The 25475-nt window shown below is 73.8% G+C and carries 26 protein-coding genes; 15 read left to right on the forward strand and 11 right to left on the reverse strand.

The features are described from left to right. Positions 1-251: 251 nt before the first annotated feature. The 7 genes from IN07_RS11755 (at position 252) to IN07_RS11785 (ending at position 4969) form a co-directional block, all read left to right on the forward strand. The gene (locus tag IN07_RS11755; protein ID WP_036336030.1) at positions 252-1163 is read left to right on the forward strand and encodes a hypothetical protein; all 912 of its coding nucleotides are present in this window, start codon (positions 252-254) and stop codon (positions 1161-1163) included. A gap of 109 nt (positions 1164-1272) precedes the next feature. Further along, the gene (locus IN07_RS11760; protein ID WP_081975353.1) at positions 1273-2412 is read left to right on the forward strand and encodes a protein-glutamate methylesterase/protein-glutamine glutaminase; all 1140 of its coding nucleotides are present in this window, start codon (positions 1273-1275) and stop codon (positions 2410-2412) included. After that, the gene (locus IN07_RS11765) at positions 2409-3233 is read left to right on the forward strand and encodes a CheR family methyltransferase (protein ID WP_036336033.1); all 825 of its coding nucleotides are present in this window, start codon (positions 2409-2411) and stop codon (positions 3231-3233) included. Before IN07_RS11760 ends, IN07_RS11765 begins: the two co-directional genes overlap by 4 nt. A gap of 2 nt (positions 3234-3235) precedes the next feature. Then, complete coding sequence (locus tag IN07_RS11770; RefSeq protein WP_036336035.1) at positions 3236-3631, forward strand: response regulator; 396 nt, start codon at positions 3236-3238, stop codon at positions 3629-3631. Next, on the forward strand, positions 3628-4128 hold the full coding sequence (locus IN07_RS11775; RefSeq protein WP_036336037.1) for a chemotaxis protein CheX: 501 nt from the start codon (positions 3628-3630) through the stop codon (positions 4126-4128). Before IN07_RS11770 ends, IN07_RS11775 begins: the two co-directional genes overlap by 4 nt. After that, entirely contained in the window at positions 4125-4487 is a 363-nt protein-coding gene (locus IN07_RS11780; protein ID WP_036336039.1) for a response regulator, read from the forward strand. The genes IN07_RS11775 and IN07_RS11780 overlap by 4 nt, the downstream gene beginning before the upstream one ends. Continuing rightward, a complete protein-coding gene (locus IN07_RS11785) occupies positions 4484-4969 on the forward strand; it encodes a hypothetical protein (RefSeq protein WP_036336041.1) in 486 nt (161 codons plus the stop codon). Before IN07_RS11780 ends, IN07_RS11785 begins: the two co-directional genes overlap by 4 nt. A 91-nt stretch (positions 4970-5060) precedes the next feature. On the opposite strand, the gene IN07_RS11790 is transcribed toward IN07_RS11785, so the two are convergent. The 3 genes from IN07_RS11790 to IN07_RS11800 form a co-directional block, all read right to left on the reverse strand. Next, positions 5061-5996, reverse strand: coding sequence for an alpha/beta fold hydrolase (locus IN07_RS11790; RefSeq protein ID WP_036336043.1), 936 nt, complete (start codon positions 5994-5996; stop codon positions 5061-5063). A 73-nt stretch (positions 5997-6069) separates the two neighbouring features. Then, positions 6070-7260 (reverse strand): ATP-binding protein, encoded by a 1191-nt coding sequence (locus tag IN07_RS11795; protein ID WP_036336071.1) that lies wholly within the window; start codon positions 7258-7260, stop codon positions 6070-6072. Between the two features lie 204 nt (positions 7261-7464). Continuing rightward, positions 7465-8199 (reverse strand): TVP38/TMEM64 family protein, encoded by a 735-nt coding sequence (locus tag IN07_RS11800; protein ID WP_036336045.1) that lies wholly within the window; start codon positions 8197-8199, stop codon positions 7465-7467. Positions 8200-8452: 253 nt separating this feature from the next. On the opposite strand from IN07_RS11800, the gene IN07_RS11805 reads away from it, so the two are divergent. The 3 genes from IN07_RS11805 (at position 8453) to IN07_RS11815 (ending at position 14393) form a co-directional block, all read left to right on the forward strand. Beyond that, a complete protein-coding gene (locus IN07_RS11805; RefSeq protein WP_231558187.1) occupies positions 8453-8842 on the forward strand; it encodes a phage holin family protein in 390 nt (129 codons plus the stop codon). Between the two features lie 146 nt (positions 8843-8988). Then, positions 8989-13872: an NAD-glutamate dehydrogenase gene (locus IN07_RS11810; protein ID WP_036336073.1), complete on the forward strand. Its 4884-nt coding sequence runs from the start codon at positions 8989-8991 to the stop codon at positions 13870-13872. Positions 13873-13940: 68 nt separating this feature from the next. Continuing rightward, complete coding sequence (locus tag IN07_RS11815; protein WP_052091177.1) at positions 13941-14393, forward strand: PGPGW domain-containing protein; 453 nt, start codon at positions 13941-13943, stop codon at positions 14391-14393. A gap of 69 nt (positions 14394-14462) precedes the next feature. Here the strand turns inward: IN07_RS11815 and IN07_RS11820 are convergent, their stop codons facing one another. Continuing rightward, a complete protein-coding gene (locus IN07_RS11820; RefSeq protein ID WP_036336047.1) occupies positions 14463-15881 on the reverse strand; it encodes an amidase in 1419 nt (472 codons plus the stop codon). Between the two features lie 42 nt (positions 15882-15923). Beyond that, positions 15924-16682 (reverse strand): peroxide stress protein YaaA, encoded by a 759-nt coding sequence (gene yaaA / locus IN07_RS11825; protein WP_036336049.1) that lies wholly within the window; start codon positions 16680-16682, stop codon positions 15924-15926. Positions 16683-16811: 129 nt separating this feature from the next. Between yaaA and IN07_RS11830 the strand changes: the two genes are divergently transcribed. Continuing rightward, positions 16812-17663: a PP2C family protein-serine/threonine phosphatase gene (locus tag IN07_RS11830; RefSeq protein ID WP_052091170.1), complete on the forward strand. Its 852-nt coding sequence runs from the start codon at positions 16812-16814 to the stop codon at positions 17661-17663. Position 17664: 1 nt separating this feature from the next. Here IN07_RS11830 and IN07_RS26335 read toward each other — a convergent pair whose 3' ends face one another. The 4 genes from IN07_RS26335 to IN07_RS11845 all read right to left on the reverse strand — a co-directional run bounded on the left by IN07_RS26335 (position 17665) and on the right by IN07_RS11845 (position 19632). Beyond that, positions 17665-18261: an SPL family radical SAM protein gene (locus IN07_RS26335; RefSeq protein ID WP_331437129.1), complete on the reverse strand. Its 597-nt coding sequence runs from the start codon at positions 18259-18261 to the stop codon at positions 17665-17667. Then, entirely contained in the window at positions 18243-18614 is a 372-nt protein-coding gene (locus IN07_RS26340; RefSeq protein WP_231558191.1) for a hypothetical protein, read from the reverse strand. Before IN07_RS26340 ends, IN07_RS26335 begins: the two co-directional genes overlap by 19 nt. Positions 18615-18711: 97 nt before the next feature. Then, positions 18712-19251, reverse strand: coding sequence for a hypothetical protein (locus tag IN07_RS25240; RefSeq protein ID WP_052091171.1), 540 nt, complete (start codon positions 19249-19251; stop codon positions 18712-18714). A gap of 105 nt (positions 19252-19356) precedes the next feature. Further along, positions 19357-19632 carry a hypothetical protein gene (locus tag IN07_RS11845; protein ID WP_052091172.1) on the reverse strand — a complete coding sequence of 92 codons (276 nt, stop codon included), beginning with the start codon at positions 19630-19632 and terminating at the stop codon, positions 19357-19359. A gap of 344 nt (positions 19633-19976) precedes the next feature. On the opposite strand from IN07_RS11845, the gene IN07_RS11850 reads away from it, so the two are divergent. The 4 genes from IN07_RS11850 (at position 19977) to IN07_RS11865 (ending at position 23417) form a co-directional block, all read left to right on the forward strand. Next, positions 19977-20243 (forward strand): metal-sensitive transcriptional regulator, encoded by a 267-nt coding sequence (locus IN07_RS11850; RefSeq protein WP_036336050.1) that lies wholly within the window; start codon positions 19977-19979, stop codon positions 20241-20243. A gap of 148 nt (positions 20244-20391) precedes the next feature. Beyond that, positions 20392-21768: an MBL fold metallo-hydrolase gene (locus IN07_RS11855; RefSeq protein ID WP_052091173.1), complete on the forward strand. Its 1377-nt coding sequence runs from the start codon at positions 20392-20394 to the stop codon at positions 21766-21768. Between the two features lie 255 nt (positions 21769-22023). Beyond that, complete coding sequence (locus IN07_RS11860; RefSeq protein ID WP_052091174.1) at positions 22024-22641, forward strand: rhodanese-like domain-containing protein; 618 nt, start codon at positions 22024-22026, stop codon at positions 22639-22641. Continuing rightward, positions 22638-23417: a sulfite exporter TauE/SafE family protein gene (locus IN07_RS11865; protein ID WP_231558197.1), complete on the forward strand. Its 780-nt coding sequence runs from the start codon at positions 22638-22640 to the stop codon at positions 23415-23417. Before IN07_RS11860 ends, IN07_RS11865 begins: the two co-directional genes overlap by 4 nt. Position 23418: 1 nt before the next feature. On the opposite strand, the gene IN07_RS11870 is transcribed toward IN07_RS11865, so the two are convergent. Continuing rightward, complete coding sequence (locus IN07_RS11870) at positions 23419-24255, reverse strand: exodeoxyribonuclease III (RefSeq protein WP_052091175.1); 837 nt, start codon at positions 24253-24255, stop codon at positions 23419-23421. Between the two features lie 31 nt (positions 24256-24286). Then, positions 24287-25249, reverse strand: coding sequence for an acyl-ACP desaturase (locus IN07_RS11875; protein WP_036336051.1), 963 nt, complete (start codon positions 25247-25249; stop codon positions 24287-24289). Positions 25250-25475: the final 226 nt, after the last annotated feature.

Consider the following 25475-nt stretch of genomic DNA (forward strand, 5'->3'; position numbering starts at 1 on the left):
CGACGACGCAGGCGCTGGGGCAGACCCGGCAGGCCGTCGACGAGCTGTCCCGGATGGCCAGCGACCTGCGGGGGAGTGTGGCCCGCTTCACCTATTGAGCGAGCAGTTTGAACAATCCGTGACGGGGCACTGACCGTCCGGCTGCAACGCGCGGAGGTCACCCGCTCGCCGTCCCGCGAGCGGGTGACCTCCGCATGGCGTTGCCGCCCGGGCCCCCAGCACGATGGCCTGACCACTTCCTTGGAGGCGACGTGCCCTACTCCCTGGTCAGCGCTGCGACGCTCGGCTTCGACCTCGTCCGACTGCCCGCCGGTGGCCAGGTCGCCGACGTCCTGGTGACCGGCATCGGTGCCGACGCCGCCACCCTGCACCGGATCGCTGCCGCGCACCCCGCCGCCGGCCGCCCCGACGACGAGCGCGCGGCCCTCGCCGTCCGCGCCCGCCGGGCCCACGAGCTCGCCGCCGGTGGCGTCCCCCAGCTGCGCGACCTGACCGACCCGGGTGGTGGCGGGGACCGGTCCGCCCGCCTCGTCGCCCTGCTCGAGCGGGGCACGATCGGCAACACCCCGGCCCTGGAGCGGCTGGTGCGCGACGACGTCCTCGGCCCGGAGCACCCCGTCGTGGCCGACCTCGACCCGGCCGTGGCCGCCCAGGCCGCCGACGTGCTGGCCGACGCCGCCACCGGCTGGTGGGCCTCGGACGCACTCGACGCCCCCACGCGGCAGGAGCTGACCGGCCCGTTCGCCACCGCGACCGCCTGGGAGCCCGGCCCGCGGCCCGACCTGGGCCCGGCTGCCCCCGGTGTCACTGCGTTCTTCGCGGAGCTGCGCGACCTGGACGAGGCCGGCCGCCGGCGGTGGCGGCTGGCCGTCGACGCCGGGCGCGCGCAGCGCCGTCCCTGGGCCGCGGCGATGCACGGCGCCGCGTGGGCCGCGCACGTCTCCGGGCGCACCCGCACCCTCGCCGCTGTCCAGCTGATGACCGTCGGGGTCTTCGCCGAGGCCGGCTTCTCCCCGCGGGACGGCGCCGAGGGCGTCTGGAACGCGCTGGCCGGCTGCGTGCAGGGGCTGGCCATGGCCGACCTGCTCGACGAGGAGTCCCTCGCCGTGCTGGGTGGCCCGTGGACCACGGTGACCGGGCGATCCCTCCCCCTCGCGGGGTGAATCCCGATCGATCCGTAGTACACGCCTGAATCCGCTCAAGGCCCGGCCCCCGATGCCGATACAGCTCTAGAGCGGCCCACCGGCCGGCACATCGGCTGCGGGGGAACGCGTGGAACAGATCAGGGTGATGGTCGTCGACGACTCCGTCGTCGTCCGCAAGATCGTGACGGACGTGCTGTCCGAGGACCCGATGATCACCGTCGTCGGCACAGCGCCGAACGGTCGGCTGGCCGTGGCCAAGCTCGAGCAGCTCAAGCCCGACCTGGTCACGATGGACATCGAGATGCCGGAGATGAACGGCATCGAGGCGGTGCGCGCCATCCGCAGTCGTGCGGGCGGCCAGACGTACAGCCGGGTGCCGATCATCATGTTCAGCACGCTGACCGAGCGCGGGGCCTCCGCGACCCTGGACGCGCTGTCCGCCGGCGCCAACGAGTACGTGACCAAGCCGGCCAACGTCGGCAGCGTCGCGCAGTCGATGGAGAGCGTGCGTCAGCAGCTCATCCCGAAGATCAAGGCCCTCACCGGCCGCCCGCAGACCAGTGGCCCCGCGGCCGCCGCGGTCGCGGCGCCGGTCGCCGTCCGCCCCCCGGTGGCGCGCACCCGCGCCCCCAAGGAGCCGGCAGTACTGGTGATCGGCTCCTCCACCGGTGGCCCCGAGGCGCTGACCAAGGTGCTGCCGCTGCTGCCGGCCTCGCTGCCGGTGCCGGTGTTGCTGGTGCAGCACATGCCCCCCGTCTTCACCCGCCAGTTCGCCCAGCGGCTCGACCGGCTCTGCCCGCTCACCGTGGTCGAGGCCGGCGACGGCACCCCGCTGGCGCCCGGCACCGTGCACATCGCCCCCGGCGACTTCCACCTGACCGTGGGCACGAGCGGGGCCAGCAAGCGCACCGCGCTGAACCAGGCGCCGCCGGAGAACTTCTGCCGTCCGGCCGTCGACGTCCTCTTCCGGTCGGTCGTGGCCGCCTACGACGGCGCCGTGCTCGGCGTCGTGCTGACCGGCATGGGCTCCGACGGGCGCGTCGGCGCCGGCCAGATCCGGGACGCCGGCGGCACCGTCGTCGCCCAGGACCAGGCCACCTCCGTGGTCTGGGGCATGCCCGGTGCGGTCACCCAGGCCGGCTTCGCCGACGAGGTGCTGCCGCTGGGCCGGATCGCCGAGGCGATCGTCCGACTGCTCCCGACCCCCCGCCCGGCCGCCAGCTTCGCCGCTGCCCGGGCCGCTGCCCCGATGGGAGGCCGGCGATGACCCTCACCGCCACGAGCTTCGACTGGGTGCGCCAGCTGGTGCACCGCGAGAGCGCGATCGTCCTGCAGCCCGGCAAGGAGTACCTGGTCGAGGCCCGGCTGCTGCCGATGGCCCAGCAGCGCGGCCTGTCCGGGGTCAGCGAGCTCGTCGAGTCCGTCCGCAACCGGCCGGACCCGGCGACCACCCGGCGGATCGTCGAGGCGCTCACCACGAACGAGACGTCCTGGTTCCGCGACGGCGACCCGTTCACCTCGCTGACCAGCACGGTGCTGCCGCAGCTGCTGGCCGCGCGCCGGCCCGACGAGCGGCTGCAGATCTGGTCGGCGGCCTGCTCCAGCGGGCAGGAGGCGTACACGATCGCCATGCTGCTGGCCGACGCGATGCCCAACGCCGCCACCCGGGTGTCGATCACCGCGACCGACCTGTCCCAGAAGATGGTGGAGCGCACCCGCGCCGGCCGGTTCAGCCAGCTGGAGGTCAACCGGGGGCTGCCCGCCACCATGCTGGTGCGGCACTTCACCCGCAGCGGGAACGAGTGGGAGATCGCCCCGGCGCTGCGCCGGATGATCACCGCGACCGAGTGCAACCTGGCCGCCCCGCTGCCCCGGATGGGCCCCTTCGACGTGGTCTACCTGCGCAACGTCCTCATCTACTTCGACCTGCCCACCAAGCAGGCGATCCTCACCCGAGTCCGCCAGCTCATGCGCCCTGACGGGTGGCTGTTCCTCGGAGCTGCGGAGACCACGCTCGGGGTCGACGAGAACTGGGAGCGGGTCGTCCTCGGCCGCGGCTCCGCCTACCGCCCGCGAAAGGGAGCCTGACCGTGCGAGCTCTGGTGATCGACGATTCCCGCGCCATGCGGCGCATCGTCGGCAACATCCTCAAGGACTTCGGATACGAGGTGCGTGAGGCCGGAGACGGCCAGCAGGCCCTCGACGCGCTGCGGGAGGGAAAGGCCGAGGGCTGGGTCCCCGACCTGTGCTGCATCGACTGGAACATGCCGGTGATGGACGGGCTGCAGTTCGTCATGGCCGTCCGCGCCAACCCCCACTTCCGCCAGGTGACGCTGATGATGGTCACCACGGAGAGCGAGACCGGCCAGATCGTCAAGGCGCTGGCCGCCGGTGCCCACGAGTACCTGATCAAGCCGTTCACCGCCGACGCGCTCCGCGACAAGCTGGCGCTGCTCGGCCTGCTCCCCGAGGAGGTGTCCGCGTGACCCTGCAGGAAGCCCAGTCGATCACCGCGCTGCTGGACCAGGAGACGGTGCAGAGCATCGCCGACGAGATCTGGCCGGCGCTGGTCGGTGACGGCGAGGCGTTCGTGCCCGTCCCGGTCGCACCGCCGGCCGAGGTCGTCAGCGCGTGGGTGACGATCAGCGGCCCGTGGGACGGCGCCGTCGTCCTCACCTGTGCGCCGGCCACCGCCGAGGCGCTCGCCGAGAGCGTCCTGATGACCCGGCCGCCCACGGTCGTGGACGACGAGGACGTCGCCGACGCGCTCGGCGAACTCGCCAACGTGCTCGGCGGCAACATCAAGTCCGTCCTGCCGGGGCCCTCGAGCCTCGGCCTCCCCCAGATCGGTTCCGCGCCCACCACCGGGCGGCTGGACGACGTCTGCCGCGTCAACGGTCAGTGGCGCGGACAGAGCCTGACCATCACCGTGCAGGGCGCCACCCCGGCGCTGCACCCGAGCGGAACTGAGGTGCCGCAGTGAAGATCCTGGTGACCGACGACAGCCGTGTCATGCGGCAGATCGTGATCCGCACCCTCCGACAGGCGGGCTACGACGACCACGACATCGTCGAGGCCGTCGACGGACGCGACGCGTTCGACAAGGTCGGTACGGAGAAGCCCGACCTGGTCCTCTCGGACTGGAACATGCCCGAGATGACCGGCATCGAGTGCCTGGAGGCGCTGCGCGCCTCCGGCTCGCAGGTGCCCTTCGGCTTCGTGACGTCGGAGGGCTCGCCGGAGATGCGCGAGAAGGCGGCCAACGCCGGCGCCCTCTTCCTCATCGCCAAGCCGTTCAACGAGGACACGTTCAAGGACGCACTGGACGGGGTGATCGCATGACCGCGCCCGCACCGGCGCTCCTGCCCAACCCCAAGCACGTCCGCGACCTGCTCGAGGGGCTGTTCGGCAAGGACGTCACCGTCGCCCCGGGCGACCCGGTGTCGCTCAACGACAAGCCGGCCGTCGCCGTCTACGTCGACCCGACGATGGCCACCACGGCCCTCTGCCTGGTCGACATCCGCCTCGCCGCCTGGCTGGCCGGGGCGCTGGCCCTGCTGCCCAAGGGCGGGCTCGAGGACGCCATCGACGAGGGCGAGCTCTCGGAGATGCACCTGGAGGTCGTCTACGAGGTGGTGAACGTGGCCGCCGCGCTCTTCAACGGCGGGGGCGTCAACCACTCGAAGCTGTACAAGCTGCACGCACCGGGGGAGTCGATCCCGGGGGACATCGCCGGCCTGGCTGCGGCGTTCAACCGGCTCGACCTCAAGGTCGACGTGGCCGGCTACGGCTCGGGCAACATGTCCATCGTGATGGCGCACTGAGCTCCACGTCCCACGAGCAGGACCCGAACGACCAGGGGAGCGGGACCGGTGCGCGAGCACCGGACCCGCTCCCCTGGTCGTCCGTCCGTGGTCAGCGACCGCGGGCGGCCGCCTCGCGCACCGCGTCGGTGATCGCCCGGATGCCCTCCGTCGTCCAGAGCAGGGAGTCGTGGTCGGTGCCGGGGACCTCGCGGGCGGTCACGTGGGTCTCGCCGAGCTGCATCGGCTCCAGCCGCACCTCGTCGTAGAGGCCGGGCACCTCGCCCTGCATGCCGCGGGTGGCCCAGAGCAGGGTCGCCGGCACCGGGAGGTCGGTGGTGGCCTCTAGCACCGCCTGGTTGCGGAGCATGTCCGCGCCGTCGACCCGGACCGCCTCGTGCACCACCGCGCTGCGCAGCTCCGGGGGCGTGCCGGTGAGGTCGCGGACGAAGAACGCGGACACCGGCGGGTCGTCGACCCAGCGGCCCACCGTCGGGTGCCCGGACCAGAAGTCCCGGACGGCGGGGAGGTCGGGGAACGTGCGGTCCAGCCGGTCCAGGGTCGGCCCGAGGAAGGCGCCCAGCATCGCGTCGGTGTCCGCGGCCGGCGGGACGGCGAAGGGGAGGCCGCCGTCGACCAGCACCAGCCCGTGCACCATGTCCCGGGCCACCCCGGCGGTGGCCAGCGCGGCGACGAACCCGCCCATCGAGTGGCCGACGAGCACGGTCGCGTCCGCCCCGGCCTGGGCGTCGGCGCCGAACCGGTCGAGCAGCGCGGCGAGGTCCGCGGCGTGCACGGACAGGCCGTAGGGGCCGGGGAGCCCGGCGCTGCCGGCCCGTCCCCGCAGGTCGGGGGCGACCACCTCGCACTCACCGGCCAGGGCCGCCGCGACCGGGCCCCAGACCGCGGCGTTCCCGGTGATGCCGTGCACCAGCACCACCAGCGGGGCTCCCGGGGCGTCGGCCGCCCAGTACAGGGCGGCGAGGTCACCGCCCTCGACCGGGACGGTGATCTCCTCGGGGGAGCGGACGTCGGGAGGGGTGCTCACCCGAGCCACCCTGCCGTCCCGGCCCCGAGGTCGCACGTGGAACACCACCGGACCCCGACGACGGGGCGCCCGGCTACTCGGGGGCGTGCCGGAGCAGGTAGCGGCCGAAGTGCGGGACGGTGAAGGCGATCTGGCCGCGCTCGGCGGAGTAGACCAGGCCCTTCTTGATCAGTGAGTCGCGGGCGGGGGAGAGGGAGGCGGGCTTGCGACCGAGGGTGACCGCGACGTCGGAGGTGCCCACCGCGGCGCCGGTCGGCCCGCCGAGCTCGGCCATCGCGTGCATGTACTCCCGCTCGGCCGGGGTGGCCCGGTCGTAGCGGGAGCCGAAGAAGCCCACCGCGAGCTCGGCCTCGGCGGCCGGTGCGGCCATCGACACGTCGTCGGCGGTGATCGGCGAGGCCGCGGCGACGTCCCAGGTGACCTTGCCGTAGGCCTGCACGAAGTAGGGGTAGCCGTCGGCGGCGGCGTAGAGGGCGTCCAGCGCGGCGGTGTCGAACTCGACGTCCTCCCGCTCGGCCGGCGCCAGCAGCGCCCGGTCGGCGGCGGACCGGTCCAGCCGGTCGATCCGCAGGTAGCGGAAGAGCCGTTCGGAGTAGCTCTTCGAGGCGCTCAGGACGGCGGGCAGGTGGGGGAGCCCGGCGCCGACGACGATCAGCGGCGAGCCCTGCTGGGAGAGCTCGTGGCAGGCGGCGCAGATTGCCGAGACGTCGTCGGTCTGCACGTCCTGCATCTCGTCGATGAACAGCGCGACGCCCTTGCCCACGTCGGCGGCGAGGCCGGCCACGTCGCTGAGCAGCTCGACCAGGTCGATCTCCATGTCGCCGGAGTCGGCACGGCCGGTGGTGGCCGGCACGTCGATGCCGGGCTGCCAGCGGTCGCGCACCTTCGCATCAGCAGGTGCCTGACGCTGAGCGAAGGCCTTGAGCGTGCCCAGGACGGCGTCGGTGGACTCCTGGTCGGGGTGGCGCAGCTCGCGCAGCGCCATGTGCAGCGCGGCCGACAGCGGCCGGCGCAGCGACTGGTCCGGGCGGGCCTCGATCTTCCCGGTGCCCCAGCCGCGGGTGATCGCCGCGGAGCGCAGCTGGTTGAGCAGCACGGTCTTGCCGACACCGCGCAGCCCGGTGAGCACCAGTGAGCGCTCCGGCCGTCCGCGTGCGATCCGTTCCAGGACGACGTCGAAGGCCGACAGCTCGGTGTCCCGGCCGGCCAGCTCGGGCGGGCGCTGGCCGGCGCCGGGGGCGTACGGGTTCCGGACGGGGTCCATGTCGAGCACCCTATGCCGGTGTCTTGCTGTCGGGGTAGAGACCGTTAGACGACGGCATCGACCGCCGTCTCGACCACCGTCTGACCGTCTCTAGCGACGGCGCTAGACAGGCCGATACGGCGTCAGAGGGCCCTCTAAGGGTCGCGGCGACGGCGATGACGCTACCACGGTGTTCGAACAAGCGTTCGAACGAGCATCTCCTCGTCAGACTCCCGGCCCGCCGGCGTCGGCCGTCCGCCGACGACGCTGGGTGGCCACGCCCAGGACCACGAGGGCCACGGTGAGCGGGGCCAGGCTCGCCAGCAGTGGGACCCCGCCGAGCCCGGACGCGCCCACCGTCGCCCCGATCGACACGTGCAGCACGGTGCCCGGCACCAGGCCGAGTGCACTGCCGGCCAGGAAGTCGCGCCACCGCATGCCGGACAGTCCGGCGGCGTAGCTGACCACGGTGAACGGCACGATCGGCGTCAGCCGGCCGATCAGCACGGCGAGGAGCCCGCGCTCGGACAGTCGGGCGTCGGCCCGGGCCAGCCGCGGCCCGGCCAGCCGGGTGACCACCTCCCGGCCGAGCCGGCGGGCGAGCAGGAACCCGGCGGCGGCGCCGAGGACGCCGCTGGTCAGCGCCAGGGCGAGGCCGCCCCAGAACCCGGCGAGGACGCCGGCGAGCAGGGAGAGCGCGGTACGGGGCACCGGCGCGAGCGTGGCCAACGCCAGGCCGGCGACGAGGGCCGCCCAGCCGAGGAGGCCGACGTCGGCGAGCCAGTCGCGCAGGGTGGCGACGTCGGGGAGGTCGGCCGTGAGCGCGACGGCGCCACCGGCCACGACCAGGGCGACCAGCAGCAGGGCACGGCACAGCGTCCGGGCGGGCAGCCGGCGCAGCCGGGCGACCGGCCGACGGGAAAGTGGCGCCGCGGCTGGGTCTTGCGGCGGCGCGCTCACCGGCCCAGTCTCCCAGCGCAGCGCCCCGCCGGGGGGCGACTCCCGGCGAGGCGCGCGATGACCGGTCCGGGCGGGCGCCTCGCGGCGACCGGACCGGCACCCAGGACAACGAGCGGCGACCTCGGTTGTTCCCCACCGGATCGTGTGACATGCAGCTCTGTCGGGCCATCTGCCGACGTCTAGCGGCGACGCGAGAATCGGTTAGACGGGGGGAGTCCCGCCGATCGTGATCAATGCGCGTTACCGTGCCGCCGTGGCCACGATCGGCAAGTTCGCCGTCCGCGTCGTCGTGCTGGCGGCGATCATCTTCGCCGTGACCCGGCTCGTCGAGGGGATCGAGGTGATCGGCAACCCGACCGGCTTCTTCGGCGAGACCGGCACCTACCTCTGGGTCGCGCTGCTGTTCGCGCTGGTCAACTCCATCATCGGGCCGATCGTCCGGCTGCTGGCGCTGCCGTTCGTGATCCTCACCCTCGGCCTGTTCCTGCTGGTGATCAACGCGGCGATGCTCGGCCTCACCGCAGCGCTGTCCGACCGGTTCACCGTCGACGGCTTCCTGGCCGCTCTGTTCGGCGGGTTCCTCATCGCCCTCTTCAGCTGGATCGCCGAGCTGGTGCTGCCGTTGAAGGTGCGCGGCCACTAGCGTCGGTGAGCATGGCTCGTCTGGGTTCGGAGTCGGAACGGTCCACACGCATCCCGACCGGTCCGGGGGGTGACCGTGCCCACGTCCCCTCGGGTGACGGGACCGGTGACGCGCCCGTCGACGGCCTCGTCGACAGTCCCGTCGACATGGCCTCGCTGGAGGCAGCGCAGGAGGAGAAGCGCCGGCTGCTGGACCGGGCGGCCACCGCGGCACGCGGGCTGCTGACCGGCCAGGGGGCCCTCCCGGCCGGCGTCCAGTCGGCCGACACCCCGGTCCTGGTACACCGCTTCTACGCCGGTGAGCCGGCCGCCGAGGTGGTCGGCCACGACCCCGCCGACCTGGCCGCCCTCGCGCTGGGGCACCTCCGGCTGGCGGCCTCCCGCCGGCCGGGCACCCCGGTCGTCGACGTCCACCGCACCGACGGCGGACGGGCCGTGCTCCGCGTCGTCGTCGACGACATGCCGTTCCTCGTCGACTCCGTGACCGCCGAGGTGACCCGGCAGGGCATCGCCCCCGACCACGTCGTGCACCCGGTCGTGGTCGTCCGGCGGGACGCCGACGGCACGCTGGTCGCCTTCTGCGACAGCGCCGACGCCGCCACCTGCGGTGCCGACGCGATCGCCGAGTCCTGGATGTCCGTCGTCCTCTCCGGGCAGGTCGACGAGGAGGCCGCCACCGACCTGCTGGCCGGCATCCGTGCGGTGCTCGACGACGTCCGCCGCGCGCACACGGACGCCGCCGCGCTGGCCGGTCGGGCCGGGGAGATCGCCGACGTCCTGGACCGACTGCCCGCCCCCGAGGACGCCGGCCACCCTGCCGACGACCCGGCCGAGGCCGCGGCGCTGCTCCGCTGGCTGGCCCGGGGCAACTTCCTCTTCCTCGGCGCCCGCGCCGTCGAGCTGGTCGGTGACTCCGCCGAGCCGGCGGTCGACGTGGTCGCCGGCTCCGAGCTCGGCGTGCTGCGCAGCTCCCCGGACCGCGCCACCTCGGTGGCGCCGGCGGCGCTGGCCGCGCCGGGTGCGGGGGCCGCTCGCCGGGTCCGGATCACCAAGGGCGACGCCCGCTCCACGGTCCAGCGCCCGGCCTGGCTGGACCTCGTCGTCGTCGACCTGCCCAGCGACTCGCCGGGCAGCCGCGGCCGCCTGCACCTGCTGGTGGGCCTGTTCCCGAACGAGGCGTACACCAGCAGCGTCCGGGACGTGCCGCTGGTCCGGCGGACCGCCGCCGCCGTCCTGGCGCGCTCGGGGGTGCCCGCCGACAGCCACTCGGGCAAGCAGCTGCTCGACGTCCTGGAGACCTACCCGCGCGACGAGCTGCTGCAGGTCGACGTGGACGAACTGCTGCCGGTGGCGCTGGCCGTGCTGCACCTGCGCGAGCGCCGGCAGACCCGGTTGTTCCTGCGCCGCGACCCGTTCGGCCGGTTCTTCTCCGCCCTCGTCTACCTCCCCCGCGACCGGTACACGACGCAGGTCCGGCTGACCATGCAGCGGCTGCTGCTGGAGCACCTGGGCGGCACCCACGTGGAGTTCACGGTCCGGTCCAGCGAGTCGGTGCTCACCCGCCTGCACTTCGTCGTCCGGGTGCCGGTGAGCCGGCGGGGTGGCCCGTCGCTGCCTGACGTCGACGTCCCGGCGCTGGAGGAGGCGCTGGCGGCGGCCGCCCGCAGCTGGACCGACGACCTGGCCGACGCCCTGGTCGCCCGGCACGGGAGTGACGCACCCCGGCTGCTGGCCCGGGTCGCCGACGCCTTCCCCGCGGCCTACCAGGAGGACTTCCCGGCGGAGGTCGCCGTGGAGGACCTCGCGCGGCTGGACCGGCTGGCCCCCGGTGGGCTGGACCTGCGGCTGCGGGCGCCGGTCGGCCCGGAGGGCGAGCGCCGGCTGACCGTGTACCGGGTGGGGGAGCGGCTGCTGCTGTCCGACGTGCTGCCGGTGCTGCAGCACATGGGCGTGGACGTGCTCGACGAGCGGCCCTACGAGGTCGACCGGATCGGCGCCCCGCTGGCCTGGGTGTACGACTTCGGCCTGGCGTCGCCGACCGTCGAGGTGCCCTTCGCCGGCACGCTGCCCGAGCGCTTCACCGACACGATCACCGCCGTCTGGGCCGGCCGCGCGGAGGACGACGCCCTGAACTCCCTGGTGCTGCTGGCCGGGCTGACCTGGCGGCAGGTGGCCGTGCTGCGTGCCTACGTGCAGTGGCTGCGCCAGGGTGGGCTGCCCTTCGGCCAGTCCTACGTGCAGGAGACCCTCGCCGCGCACCCGGGGATCGTGGCCCGGCTGGTCGCGCTGTTCGAGACCCGGTTCCACCCCGACCGCTCGGCGGGCCGCGAGGCGCGCACCACCGCCCTGGTCGAGTCGCTGACCACGGCGATCGGCGAGGTGGCCTCGCTGGACGCCGACCGGGTGCTGTCCTCGCTGCTGGCCGCCGTCCGGGCGACCCTGCGGACGACGGCGTACACGGCCGGCGTCTTCACCGAGGGCGCCCCGCTGGCGCTCAAGCTGGACCCCTCCGCCGTCCCGGACCTGCCCGAGCCCCGCCCGGCGCGGGAGGTGTGGGTCAGCTCGCCGCAGGTGCTCGGGGTGCACCTGCGCTTCGGTGCGGTGGCCCGCGGCGGGCTGCGCTGGAGCGACCGGCGGGAGGACCTGCGCACCGAGGTGCTCGGCCTGGTCAAGGCGCAGACGGTGAAGAACACCGTGATCGTGCCGACCGGGGCCAAGGGCGGCTTCGTGGTGCTGCGGGGCCCGGGGGAGGGCGCCTCCCGCGACGAGGTGCTCGCCGAGGGCAAGGCCTGCTACACCCAGTTCATCGGCGCGTTGCTGGCCCTCACCGACAACCTGGTCGACGGAGAGGTCGTCCCGCCGCAACGGGTCGTCCGGCACGACGGCGACGACACCTACCTGGTGGTCGCCGCCGACAAGGGGACGGCGACCTTCTCCGACCTGGCCAACTCGGTGGCGATCGAGCGCGGGTTCTGGCTGGGCGACGCGTTCGCCTCCGGTGGCTCGGTCGGCTACGACCACAAGGCGATGGGCATCACCGCCCGCGGCGCCTGGGAGTCGGTCACCCGGCACTTCCGCGAGCTCGGCGTCGACGTGCAGGCCCAGGAGGTGACCGTCGTCGGCATCGGCGACATGTCCGGCGACGTGTTCGGCAACGGCATGCTGCTGTCCGAGCAGCTGCGGCTGGTGGCCGCCTTCGACCACCGGCACGTCTTCGTCGACCCGACCCCGGACGCCGCCGTCTCCTTCGCCGAGCGCCGGCGGCTGTTCGAGCTGCCGCGTTCCTCCTGGGCCGACTACGACCGCTCGCTGATCAGCGCCGGCGGCGGGGTGTGGCCCCGGACGGCGAAGTCGGTGCCGGTGTCCGCGCCGATGCGCGCGGCGCTGGGCCTGGCCGACGACGTGGAGGCCCTGAGCCCGCCCGAGCTGGTGCGCGCGGTGCTGCTGGCCCCGGTCGACCTGTTGTTCAACGGCGGGATCGGCACCTACGTGAAGGCCGCCGGGGAGAGCGCGCTGGACGTGGGGGACAAGGCCAACGACGCGGTGCGGGTCGACGGCGGCCAGCTGCGGGTCCGGGTGGTCGGGGAGGGGGGCAACCTCGGCCTGACCCAGCGGGGGCGGATCGAGTACGCGCTGGCCGGGGGGCGGGTGAACACCGACGCGATCGACAACTCCGCGGGCGTCGACACCTCCGACCACGAGGTCAACATCAAGATCGCGCTGAACCGGGTGGTGGACGACGGCCGGCTGGACCCCGACGGCCGGGCCCGGCTGCTGGAGGAGATGTCCGACGAGGTCGCCGCGGCCGTGCTCGGGGACAACTACGCGCAGAACGCGGCCCTGGCCACCGAGTGCGCCGCCTCCCGCGGGCTGCTCGACGCCCACCAGCGGTACCTGCGTGCCCTGGAGCGCTCCGGCCGGCTCGACCGCGCGGTGGAGCACCTGCCCGACGACCGGGCGATCGCCGAGCGTCGCCGCGACGGTCAGGCCCTGACCGGCCCCGAGCTCTCCGTCCTGCTGGCCTACGCCAAGATCGAGGCCGGCGACGCGGTCCTGGCCTCTGGCCTGCCCGACGACCCGGCGCTGGCCGAGCTGCTCGAGGAGTACTTCCCGACCGCACTGCGCGCCCGGTTCCCCACCGCCCTGGCCAGTCACCCACTGCGCCGGGAGATCGTGGCCACGGTGCTGAGCAACCGGGCGGTCAACACCGCCGGTGTCACCGGGCTGTTCCGGTTGGGTGAGGAGACCGGTGCCCCGGTCGCCGCGGTGGTGCGGGCGCACACCGTCGCCCGGGCGGTGTTCGACGTCGACCGGCTCTGGGACGCCCCCCGGGACCTGGACAACCGGGTGCCGGCCGCCACCCAGGTGCACCTACGCACCGAGGCCACCCGGCTGGCCGAGCGGACCACCCGCTGGCTGTTGCGGATCCCCGAGCTCACCGCGGAGCCGGCCGCCACGCTGGCCCCGGTGATCGAGCGGTTCGCCGGGCCGGTCGCCGAGGTGCGCGCCGGCCTGCCCGGCTGGCTGCTGGGTGCCGACGCCGAGGCCTACGCCGAGCGGGCCGCGGAGCTGCGGGCCGCCGGCGTCTCGCCGGAGCTGGCCGCGGAGGTCGCCGCGGCGCCGCTGCTGCCGACGGCGCTGGACCTGGCGGTGGTGGCCGAGGGCACCGGTGCGCCCATCGCGCTGGCCGCGCAGGTGTCGCAGTGCCTGGCCGAGCGGCTGGGCCTGGTGCCGCTGCGGGAGCTGGTCATCGAGCTGCCCCGGGACCGGCGCTGGCCGTCGATGGCCCGGGCGAGCCTCCGGGACGACCTGGCCACCGAGCAGGCGACGCTGACCGCCGACGTGCTCGGCCTGCGGAGCTCCGACGGCGAGGAGGCGGCCGAGCTGGTCGAGCGGTGGGTCGACGCCTGGGACGTCGCCCAGCAGCGGGCCGCGGCGCAGCTGGCCGACCTGGCCTCCGGTGACCACCACGAGCTGGCCGAGCTGCTGGTCGCCGTCCGCACGCTGCGCGGGCTGCGCAGCCGCCGCTGAGGCCCCGCCTGCTCGCGACACGCCGAGAAGAGTGAGTGGAGCACTGATCGGTGGGGCACAACCGGCCCGTGAAGACCGTTGTGATCGCCGCCCTCGGCGGACTGCTGACCCTCGCCGGCATCGCGCTGCTGGTGCTGCCCGGCCCGGGGTTCGTGCTCGTCGCCGCCGGGCTGGCGGTGCTGGCCACCCGCTTCGCCTGGGCGAAGAAGCCGCTGGACTACGCCCAGGACAAGGCCGTGGCGGGCGTCGAGGAGGTCGGCCGCAGCCCCTGGCGGGCCGCCGGCGCCGTCCTCGCCGCCCTCGCCCTGGTCGCCGTCGGGGCGCTGGTGCTCGCCGGGGTGGAACTGCCGTTCACCAATGCCTTCACCGCCCTCGTCCTGGTGTTCTCCGGGCTGTTCCTCGTGGGCACGGTGGTCTTCGCCCGCCGGCACGAGAAGGTCATGGTGGCCCGGGCGCACCGCCCGGCCGGGGTGGCAGGCACCGACGGCGCCTACCGCGTCGCCCCGTCCACCCAGGACTGACCTCCGGCAGCGTCTCGCCCGGGGGGTGAACCGCTCCAGCGTCAGCCGCCCGGCTCGACCCGGCCGGGGTCAGAGCTCCGGACGGCGCCGGCCGAAGCCGGTGGCCTGCTCGAACGCGTGCCCGACCTCCAGCACCCGACGGTCGGCCCGGGGTGCACCGATGACCTGCAGGCCCACCGGCAGCCCGTCGGGGGTGAACCCCCCGGGCACCGACAGTGCGGGGCACCCGGTCGCCGAGATCAGCGTGCAGGAGCGCATCCAGCCCAGGTAGTCGTCCTGGGGGACGCCGGCGACCTCGGTCGGGTACTCCTGCTCGACCGGGAACGGCAGCACCTGGGTGGTCGGCGCCAGCAGCACGTCGTAGCGCTCGAAGAACGCCACGACCCGCTCGAAGAGCGCCGTGTGCGCCACCTCCGCGCGGCCGACGTCCGCGCCGGTCAGCGCGGCCCCGCGGGCGGCGTTCCAGCGGATCGTCTCCTTCACCTGGTCCGGGTGCTCGCGCACCAGGTCACCGAAGCTCGCCTCGAACAACCAGGCGCGCAGCACGCCGAACGCCTCGTCGGCGCCGGCCAGGTCGGGACAGTCCTCCTCGACGGTGGCGCCCAGGTCGCGGAACACCCCGAGCTGCTCCATCAGCACGGCGGTGATCGCCGGGTCGACCGGCACCTGACCGCCCAGGTCGGGGGCCCAGGCCACGCGCAGGCCGGTCAGCTCGGTCGGCAGCGGCGCGGCGAACGGGGCGCCGGGGTCGCTCAGCGAGATCGGCACCCGCGGGTCCGGGCCGGCCAGCGCCGACAGCCCCAGGGCGACGTCGGCGACGGTGCGGCCCATCGGCCCCTGCACCGACAGCTGCGACCAGCCGATCGCGGCGGGGTGGGTGGGCACCCGGCCGGGCGTGGGGCGCAGGCCGACGACGTTGCAGAACGCCGCCGGGTTGCGCAGCGAGCCGCCCATGTCGCTGCCCTCGGCGATCGGCACCAGGCCGGCGGCCAGCGCTGCGGCCGCACCGCCGGAGGAGCCGCCGGCGGTGAGCCCGTGCCGGTAGGGGTTGTGCGTGGCCCCGAAGAGGGTGTTGAAGGTGTGCGAGCCGGCCGCGAACTCCGGCACGTTCGTCTTGCCGACCCGGATCGCCCCGGCAGCCCGCAACCGGGCGACCACCAGCTCGTCGCGGGCCGGGACCGTCTCGGCGTGCAGCGGCGAGCCCCAGGTGGTGCGCATGCCGCCGGTGGCGTGGGTGTCCTTGTGCGCGACCGGCAGCCCGTGCAGCGGGCCGACCGGCCCACCCGCGGCGAGCCGGGCGTCGGCGGCGTCGGCCGCGGCTCGCGCGCCCTCGGCGTCCAGGGTGACGATCGCGTTGAGCTCCGGGTTCAGCCGCTCGATCCGGTCGAGGTGGGCGTCCATCAGCTCCCGGGCAGAGACCTCCCGGTCGCGCACCAGCGCGGCCAGCTCGGTCGCGGGACGGGTGCACAGGTCGTCGACGTCACTCATCCCAGCGACCGTACTGGGTGTCTCAGCGCTGAGGAACCTCGGTCAGCGGGTCACGGCAGCCGCCGGGACGACGAGGGTGAGCTCGGTGCCGCCGTCGTGTTCCACGTGCAACCCCGCGCGGCGCAGCAGCGCCCGCAGCCGGACGACGGAGTCCGGCTCGGCCGTGGTGGTCGCCAGCAGCCGCGCCAGCCGGCCCTTGTGCGCCTTGTTGAAGTGGCTGACCACCGCACGGGTGCCGTCGGGGCGCTCGCTGAGCACCTGCACGGTGACCGCGCCCGGGACGGGGGCCAGCTCGGCGTAGGCCCCGGACCGCAGGTCGACCACCAGGTCGTCGACGCCGGCCAGCACGTCGGTGAGCACCGGCTTCCACAGCGACCGCAGCGCCGGCAGCCCGGGCAGGGAGCTGCCCGCCGAGAGTCGGTAGGCGGGGACGGCGTCGTCGGCGCGCAGCAGGCCGAACAGCGCCGACCCGACCGCCAGCCGCCCGGCGGCCCGGCGGCGCTGCGCGCGGGTGAGCGACCGGACGTCCAGGGCGTCGTAGAGGACGCCGGTGTAGCGCTCGATCGCCGGCATGGTCGGGCTGCAGCGCAGCGCGGCGTTGCGGGCGATCTCGCCGTCCTGGGCGGGGGAGAGGCCGAGCGCGGCCCGGGCAGCGCGGACGTCGGCAGCGAGGCCCACCACCGCCGCCACCAACTGCTCCCGGAGGGGGTTCAGCTCCGGGGTGCCGAGGGCACTCAGGTCCAGCGGGGCGCCGCCCCCACCCGGGTGCTTGGTCTCCGACGGTGGCAGCAGGACGAGCACGAGGACGAACGGTAGGTGACCGCGCCCGCCGTGTTCGTGGGCGGTCCCAGGGTGCGTGATCTACCGTTCGGCGACCGCTGCGTTCGCAGTGCAGGTCGGTGGGCCGGTGAGGACAGGGGGTGACGGCAGGTGCTCGTGCTCGACAGTGCTGCCGTCTCCACCCGTGGGCCCCGCCCGGACAACCAGGACTCCGCGGTCGCCGGCCCCCAGCTGATCGCCATCGCCGACGGGGTGGGCGGCAACGTCGGCGGCGCGGTCGCCTCCTCGCTGGTGGTCAACTGGCTGGCCCCGCTGGCCACCGGCAGCACCGGCGAGGGCGCCGACGACCCGGTGCGGATCGTGGCGAGCGCGAACGAGCGGATCCGGGCGGCCTACACCGAGCGTCCCCGGCTGCGGACGATGGCGACCACGATGACGGCGCTGCACGTCGACGCCCAGGGGCTGGCGCTGCTGCACATCGGCGACTCCCGCGGCTACCTGCTGCAGGACGGCGAGCTGCAGCAGGTCAGCACCGACCACACGCTGGTCCAGGCGCTGATCGACGCCGGCTCGCTCACCCCGGCAGAGGCGAAGGTGCACCCGCAGCGCTCGGCGGTCTACGCCGCACTGCACGGCGCGGACGACGACGTCGCCGCGGTCGACGTGCTCCGGCTGGACGCCCGCCCCGGTGACCGGGTGATGGTCTGCTCCGACGGGCTGTCCGACGTCGTCCCGCCGGCCGTGCTGTGCGACCTGCTGGCCGCTGACGGCACCCCCGCCCAGGCCGCCGCGCGGCTGCGGGACGCCGCGCTGGCCGGGCCGCCCACCGACAACATCACCGTCGTCGTCGCCGACGTCCTGGAGGCCGGGCCCGACGGCGGGCCGGTCCGGGTGTGCACGTTCGGCGCCGCCACCGAGCTCCGGGAGGAGACCGCCGAGGCGCTGGAGGCCGTCTGGCCCGGCCCGGTGCCGGTCGGCCTGGTCCAGCACCGCCCCCGCTGACCTAGGTCCAGTAGAGCAACTGGGCGGTGGGGAGCCGGTCGGCGATGGCGCCGGTGAACCAGCTGCGCAGCTCCCCCATGGTGTCGCGCGGGTAGACGTGCTTCACGGCCCCGTACTTGCCGCGCTTGGTGGTCCGCGCGGCCTCGTCCATCTCCAGCTTCGTCCGCGGGTACCAGTCGGTCAGCGTCGCCTTGCTGCCCGGCGTGAACCGGTGGGTGATGCACTCGACGGTGAGGTCGGTGCCGGTGGGGAGCGCCGCGGCGACGTCGTCCAGCAGTTGGCCGTACTCCTCGCGCCAGCCGTCGGTGGGCATGATCGGTGCGATGGTCAGCCCGACCGGGTAGCCGGCGGCGGCCACCGTGCCCAGGGCGGCGATGCGGCCGGCGACGGGCGAGGTCGCACCCTCGAGGCGGCGGGCCACCGAGGCGGCGTTCACCGAGAAGCGCAGCCGGGTTCGGCCGCCGTGCGGCAGGTCGAGCAGGCCGGCGACGTCGTCGAACTTGGTGGTCGCTCGCAGCTGGACCGGCCCGGCCCAGGAGCGGGTGCCGAAGTGCTCGATCGCGGTGGCCAGGCCGCCGGTCAGGTACTCGATGGCCAGCGGGTCGGTGTAGCAGGACGCCTCGAACGTCGTCCCCTCCGCGCCGCGCGCGGCGGTGCCGGAGGTGACCGCCCCGCGGCCGACGGCGGGATCGGCTGCAGGCGGCGCTTGGACGGCGGGGGGACGACCACGGCCATCGTCTGCTTGGCGGCCATGAACGCCGCCCGGTCACCGTCGCCGCGCAGGTTGGGCAGCCGGTCGCCGGGCAGCAGCTCGATGTCGGACACCCCGGCCGCCTCGAGCCGGGCGACGACGCGTCGGCCGTGCGGGCGCTCAGCGGCCGACCGGGTGACGAGGACGCGGGACGGCGTCCACAGGCGGGTGGGGGCGGGGGCGACGAGCGCGGTGGTCATCACCTGGTGCAACGACCACCGGCGCGTCGCCCTTCCTGCTCAGGCGGCGTGTCGCTCGCCAGCACCCTCGCCGGGGAGCCGGTTCACGACCGTGGTCTCACGGCCGTACATCGACGTCCTGGTCCGCCGGGCGCTGGTCCCGGTCGGACGGCACGACGGCCGTCTCCGCGGCGTCGTCGTCGCCGAGTCGCTGGTCGTCGTCGACCCGCTCGTCGTCGTCGCCGAGCTGCTCGTCGTCGCGAGGGTCCGCGTCGTGCACGATGCCGGTGCGCGCAGTGTCCGTGTCCGTGTCGTGCTCGATGCGGTTCTCGTGGCTCCCGGACTTCGCCAGGCCGCGGGCGACCAGGTAGCCGATCGTCAGGAACGCGATGTAGCGGAGGGCGGACTCGGCCCCGAAGGGGTCGTCGCCCCCACGGCCGTCCGCGTCGACGGCGAGCGCGGTGATGACGACGCCGAGCACGGCGGCCGCGTACGCGATGAACTCGGTCGTCCTCAGCGCGGACTTGGTCTCGGTGCTCGCGCGGAGGTGGACTGCCTCGGCAGACGGGCCCCTGGTGTCGGTGCGGTTCCCGTTGCGATTCGCCCTCTGGCTGTTCGCTGCCTTGGCGCGCTTCTTCCGGCGCTGGTTGCGGGACATGGGTGGTGCTCCGATTCGTTGTGGCGCTGTTGCTCGTGGCACGCGACCGGGGTCGCTCGAGCCAGCGGATCCGTGGTCCGCGGCTCGTCGAGTTCCCCGCAGGGGTCAGTTCCCGTGCTCGTCGTAGAAGTCGCGACTGCCCGACTTGGCCAGCCCGCGGGCCACCATGTAGCCGATGGTGAGGAAGGTGATGTAACGGATGGCCTCAGAGGCGCCGAAGGGGTCACCGTCGCCGACATCGCCGTCCCCGACGACGAAGGCGGTGATCACCACGGCCGCCACTGCGGCGACGTAGGCGTACAGCTCGGTGGTCTTCGTCGACGCCTTGGTCTCGGTGCTGAGACGACGGTCGCGGATGGTGCGCTGGGCGGTGTTCGCCACGGAGTTCTCCTGGAGGTGTGTCGAGTGGGCGCGTGGCAGAGCGCACGCGGTCGCAGCCATGACAGGAGGCGCGCCGGCATGAGGCTCGTGGGGATGACTGGAGAGCGAGTGGTGACGTGCTCGTCGCTCGCCGGTCCGGCAACGCACGGATGCAGGAGTCCGCACTGCTGGAACTCTCCCGGCGCCATTCCTACGGCACCTGCGGTCCACCCGCCACTTGAGAGCGCAGTAGATCTCGGCCGGCCCGGATCTCGCACGAAGGGCGCATCTGGCCGGACACATGGGGCGCACGGGCGGAACAGGTGCGTTGGCGTATACCCGGGGGGGTATGTACGCTGCAGTGCGTGGACATCCCCCAGGGCGAGCTCGCCGACGTCGTGAAGCGCCTCAACCGCATCCAGGGCCAGATCGGCGGCATCGTCCGGATGATCGAGGACGGCCGCGACTGCGCTGCGGTGGTCACCCAGTTGGCGGCCGCGTCCAAGGCGTTGAACAAGGCGAGCTTCGCCGTCGTCAGCACCGGGATGCGGTACTGCTCGATCAACTCCGAGGAGGAGACCCGCGAGGTCGACCTCCGTGAGCTCGAGCGCTTGCTGCTCTCGCTCGCCTGATGTCCACGACGCCCGGAGGAGAGGCCCATGGCACCCACCCGGGTCGCCGGGGCCCGGGAGGGCGAGTCGGCCGTGTGAGCGACCGGAGCGCCGACGCCCTTGTCTGACCCTCACATACCCCTACCCCGTACGGTACAAGGAGCGCACCATGCAGATCGACATCATCGAGACGACCAGTCTCGGGGACCGCAGCTACGTGATCAGCGACGCCGGGGTGGGCGTGGTCGTCGACCCTCAGCGAGACATCGACCGTGTTCAGGCCTTGGTTGCCGACCGGGGCGTCACCATCAGTCATGTGCTCGAGACCCACGTGCACAACGACTACGTCACCGGCGGGCTCGAGCTGGCCCGGGTGACCGGCGCGGCTTATGTCGTCCCTGCCGGGGACAGCGTGTCCTACGAGCGGGTCCCAGCGTCTGATGGCGACGTGCTGGTCGCCGGGCCGATGCGGCTGCGAGTGCTGCACACGCCCGGGCACACGCACCACCACGTCTCCTACGTGCTCGCCGACACGGAGGGCGCCGTGCAAGCGGTCTTCACCGGCGGCTCGATGCTCTACGGCGCGACCGGCCGCACCGACCTGCTGGGCGCCGAGCACACCGACACGCTCACCCACGCCCAGTTCCACTCGGTGCGGCGCCTGGCCGACGAGCTCCCGGCCGGCACTGCGGTGTTCCCCAGTCACGGCTTCGGCAGCTTCTGCGCCGCGACCCCGACCAGCGGGACGTCCTCCACCGTCGGGGAGCAGCGCAGGGTCAACCCCGCGCTCACCCAGGACGAGCAGGCATTCGTCGACCAGCTCATCGCCGGTCTCGGCGCATACCCGGCCTACTACGCCCACATGGGCGCGACCAACGCGGCCGGCCCCGATCCGGTCGACCTGTCCTTCCCGCGAGCGGTCGATCCGGAGGAGCTGGCCACCCGCCTGGCGGCGGGTGAGTGGGTGGTCGACCTGCGGGCTCGCACCGCCTTCGCCGCCGGCCACCTGCCTGGGGCGTTGAACTTCGAGCTGAGCACCAACTTCGTGACCTACCTGGGCTGGCTCTACGACTGGGGCGCCCCCCTGACGCTCATCGGGGAGTCCGAGCAGCAGGTCGTCGATGCCCGCCGCGAGCTGGTCCGCATCGGCATCGACCGCCTGGCCGGTGCCGCTGTCGGAAGCCCGGAGGCGCTGGCTGCGGGCCGGGAGCTGGGTTCCCACCCGGTGACGGACTTCGCGGGCCTCGCCGCTCAGCTCGGCGAGCACGAGGACACCGTCGTCCTGGACGCCCGCCGCGACGACGAGCGTTCCGCCGGCGGCGTGCGGGGTTCCATCCACATCCCGATCCACGAGCTGCCCGGGCGGATCGACGAGGTCCCGGCCGGGGAGGTCTGGGTCTACTGCGGCTCGGGCTACCGCGCCTCGATCGCCGCATCGATCCTGGCTTGCGCCGGCCGTCGTCCCGTGCTGGTCAACGGCGGCTACGGCGACCCCGACACCGGTTCCGCCGCTGTCGGGCTGCACACCACGTCGGTCCAGGCCTGAGGGGCGAGCTCCGATGTGTCGAGCAGTTGCCTGTCGGACCTGCGGTCTGACCACCTCGGCCGGCTGTGGCCAGCACGTCGACCGGGTCCTCGCCGGCGTCCCGTCCGCGGAACGCTGCCCCGGCCACGCGCCCACAGCCACGTCCACCACTGCCAGCCGGCTCCGCCGGCTGCTGCGCCGCTCCTGAACCCCGGTCGCCACCGGTGCCCCCGCTCGGTGGCGACCGGCCCCTCCTCGAGAAGAAGACACCACCAGATGACCAGCCCTCTCCGCATCGCTCCCGACGCCGTGGCCGCCCAGCTCGACGACCCGGTCGCCCCCACCCTCCTGGACGTCCGCACACCGGCTGAGTACGAGACCGCGCACGTGCCCGGCTCGATCAACGTCCCCCTGCCCCTGGTCCACGAGCACGTCGAGACCCTCGCTGCCGCCCTGGACGGCCCGGTCGTGCTGATCTGCCAGGCCGGCAACCGCGCCCGCACCGCGCACGACGCGCTGGCCGCCGCCGGTGCCGAACAGCTCTCGGTCCTGGACGGCGGCATGAACGCCCACACCGCCGCCGGGCATCCGGTCCGCCGCGGCCGCCGGCGGTGGGCACTGGAGCGCCAGGTCCGCCTGGTCGCCGGCGGCATCGTCGCCGGGAGCGTCCTGGCCTCCATCCGCTTCCCCAAGGCCCGCTTCCTGGCCGGGGGCATCGGCGCGGGTCTGACCCTGGCTGCGGTGACCGACAGCTGCGCCATGGGTGCAGCCCTCTCGGCCCTGCCCTACAACCGGGCTGATCAGCCGGTCCGCCTGGACGACGTCCTGGACGTGCTGCGGTCAGCCACCACCGGACCCGCCCGCGCCACGGCGAACGCCACCGCGAACTCGTGATCGCCGCAGCGATCGGTCTCGGCCTGGTCATCGGCGCCCTCGTCGGGCTCCTCGGCGGCGGCGGGTCGATCCTGGCCGTGCCCGCCCTGGTCTACGTCGTCGGGCAGCCGCTCCCCCAGGCCGTGGCCACATCGCTGCTGGTCGTCGGCATCACCGCCGTCGTCGCCCTCCTGCCCAGACTGCGCGCCCGCCAGATCGCCTGGCGGATCGCCCTGCTCTTCGGCGCAGCCGGAGCGGCGACGGCCTTCGCCGGGGCCGCGGTCAACCGACTGTTGCCCGGCGACGTCGTGCTCGCGATCTTCGCGCTGCTGATGATCGCGGCCGGCCTCCGCATGCTGCAGGACAGGCCCGCCACCGGAGCCGCCTGCGCCACTGGCCACGGCACCGTCAACTGGCGCCGCTGCCTGCCCCGGACCATCGCCGGGGGACTCGTCGTCGGTTTCCTCACCGGGATGCTCGGCGTCGGCGGCGGGTTCCTGATCATCCCCGTGCTGGTCGTCGCACTCGGCCTCCCGATGACCACAGCCATCGGCACCTCGCTCGTCATCGTGGCCGTCAACTCCGCCGCCGGATTCGCCGCCCACGCCGGCGACGCCCCCATCGACGTGCCCATCACCGCCGGCTTCACCGCAGCGGCAGTCGTCGCCGCTCTCGTGGCGGGGCGCCTGGGCGCGCACCTGGACACCGGCCGGCTCAAGCGCTGGTTCGCCTGGCTCGTGTTCGCCGTCGCCGCCCTGGTGCTCGGACAGGTCGGCATCAGCGCCGCATCGGCCTGACTCAGGGCTCGAGAGCCGGCTCCCGGCAGAGCAGCTGGTCGGCCAGGTCGACGACGACCGGTGCGTGGTCGCTGGCGCCCTTGCCCTTGCGCTCCTCGCGGTCGATCCGGGCGCCGGTGACCCGACGGGCCAGCGCCGGCGAGCCGAGCACGAAGTCGATCCGCATGCCCTCGCGGCGAGGAAAGCGCAGCTGGGTGTAGTCCCAGTACGTGTAGACGCCGGGCCCCGGCGTGTACGGCCGGACGACGTCGGTGAACCCGGCCTCGACCACACCCCGGAAGGCGGCCCGCTCGGGCTCGGAGACGTGCGTGGAGGAGCTGAACACCGAGATGTCCCAGACGTCGTCGTCCTGCGGGGCGATGTTCCAGTCGCCGACCAGCGCGACCTGCGCCTCGGCGTCCTCGGTGAGCCACCCGCCGGCGTGCACCCGCAGCGCCTCCAGCCACTCGAGCTTGTACTGCAGGTGCGGGTCGGTGAGCGTGCGGCCGTTCGGCACGTAGAGGCTCCACACCCGCACGCCGCCGCACGTGGCGCCGAGCGCCCGGGCCTCCTGGGCGGGCTCGACGCCCTCCTTCGACGACCACGAGGGCATCCCCGGGAAGCCGACCTGGACGTCGCTGAGCCCGACCCGGGACAGCAGGGCGACGCCGTTCCACTGCGAGTGGCCGACGTGCGCGACGTCGTAGCCCAGCGCCCGGAACCGGTCCTCCGGGAACTGCTCGTCCTTGCACTTGGTCTCCTGCAGCGCCAGGACGTCGACGTCACTGCGCTGCAGCCAGGCCTCCACCCGGTCGACTCGGCTGCGGATGGAGTTGACGTTCCAGGTGGCCAGGCGCACGGACGCCGAGCCTAGGCGAGCGCCGTCTCCCTCAGGCTTGGGGGAGCGGGGTGAGCTGGGTGTCCTGGCGGGCCTGCATGCGGGTGCGCATCCGGTCCCGGCTCTCCACGAACTTGGTGGCCTGGGCGTCCAGGCCGACCAGGAACTGGGCCAGCTCCTCGCGGGCCTGCTCGCCCTCCGGCCCCAGGTTGGTGCGCTCGAACACCTGCCACGCACGGAGCACGGGCTGGATGACCTCGTCGTGGTGCAGCCGCAGGTCGTAGATGCCGGCCTTGGCGATGAGCACGGAGTTCTTCCGGAAGCCGGCCATGGTGGCGCCGGGCATCTCGAAGCGCATGACCTCGTCGGCGACCGCCCGCATGGTCTTGTCGGGCTCGATCTCGAACGCCGCGGAGACGATGTTCCGGTAGAAGACCATGTGCAGGTTCTCGTCCTTGGCGATCCGGGCGAGCAGCTTGTCGGCGATCGGGTCACCGGTGGCCTTGCCGGTGTTGCGGTGGCTCACCCGGGTGGCCAGCTCCTGGAAGGAGACGTAGGCGACCGCCTCGAGCGGGGTCTTGTCCCCGGAGTCGTAGCCGGAGGTCATGTAGTCCATCCGGGCCCGCTCGAGCTCGACGGGATCGACGCCGCGGGTGACGACGAGGTAGTCGCGCAGTGCGATGCCGTGCCGGTTCTCCTCCGCCGTCCACCGGCCGACCCAGGTGCCCCAGGCGCCGTCCCGGCCGAAGCGGGTGGCGATCTCCCGGTGGTAGCTGGGGAGGTTGTCCTCGGTGAGCAGGTTGGTGAACATGGCCGCCTTGGCGGTCTCGTCCAGCCGGGACTGCTCCGGCGACCAGTCCTCGCCGCCGAGGAAGGCGAAGTCCCGACCCTCCGACCACGGGACGTAGTCGTGCGGGTGCCATTCCTGGGCCAGTCCGATGTGCCGGTTCAGGTTCTCCTCGACCACCGGCTCGAGCTCGGTGAGCAGTGCTGCCTCGCGGGACGTGTGGGACACGATCGACCTCCTCGGTCTGGTACCTGCGTTGGGGTGACCTGCGGGACGGTGACGGCGGCGCAGCCGATCGCGATCACACCTGACCCTTCCGTACCCGAGGACGCCCACACCAGACATCCGGGTGTGACCGGCCTCACGACCCCGCTCTCCCGGGGGGTGAGGCCGTCCCGCAGCCCCGTGATGGGTGGCCGAAACGGTGCGATCATGGCCAGATGACCGGATCCGG

It is taken from the genome of Modestobacter caceresii (assembly GCF_000761485.1).
Classification (GTDB): Bacteria; Actinomycetota; Actinomycetes; order Mycobacteriales; family Geodermatophilaceae; genus Modestobacter; species Modestobacter caceresii.

Excerpts from the sequence above, each read along its gene's own strand:
- IN07_RS11820 (WP_036336047.1), bottom strand. The coding sequence starts at position 15,881 with ATGAGTGACGTCGACGACCTGTGCACCCGTCCCGCGACCGAGCTGGCC.
- IN07_RS26340 (WP_231558191.1), bottom strand. The coding sequence starts at position 18,614 with ATGACCACCGCGCTCGTCGCCCCCGCCCCCACCCGCCTGTGGACGCCG.
- IN07_RS11860 (WP_052091174.1), top strand. The coding sequence starts at position 22,024 with ATGACCAGCCCTCTCCGCATCGCTCCCGACGCCGTGGCCGCCCAGCTC.
- IN07_RS11765 (WP_036336033.1), top strand. The coding sequence starts at position 2,409 with ATGACCCTCACCGCCACGAGCTTCGACTGGGTGCGCCAGCTGGTGCAC.
- IN07_RS11785 (WP_036336041.1), top strand. The coding sequence starts at position 4,484 with ATGACCGCGCCCGCACCGGCGCTCCTGCCCAACCCCAAGCACGTCCGC.
- IN07_RS11810 (WP_036336073.1), top strand. The coding sequence starts at position 8,989 with ATGGCCTCGCTGGAGGCAGCGCAGGAGGAGAAGCGCCGGCTGCTGGAC.
- IN07_RS11795 (WP_036336071.1), bottom strand. The coding sequence starts at position 7,260 with ATGGACCCCGTCCGGAACCCGTACGCCCCCGGCGCCGGCCAGCGCCCG.
- IN07_RS25240 (WP_052091171.1), bottom strand. The coding sequence starts at position 19,251 with ATGTCCCGCAACCAGCGCCGGAAGAAGCGCGCCAAGGCAGCGAACAGC.
- IN07_RS11855 (WP_052091173.1), top strand. The coding sequence starts at position 20,392 with ATGCAGATCGACATCATCGAGACGACCAGTCTCGGGGACCGCAGCTAC.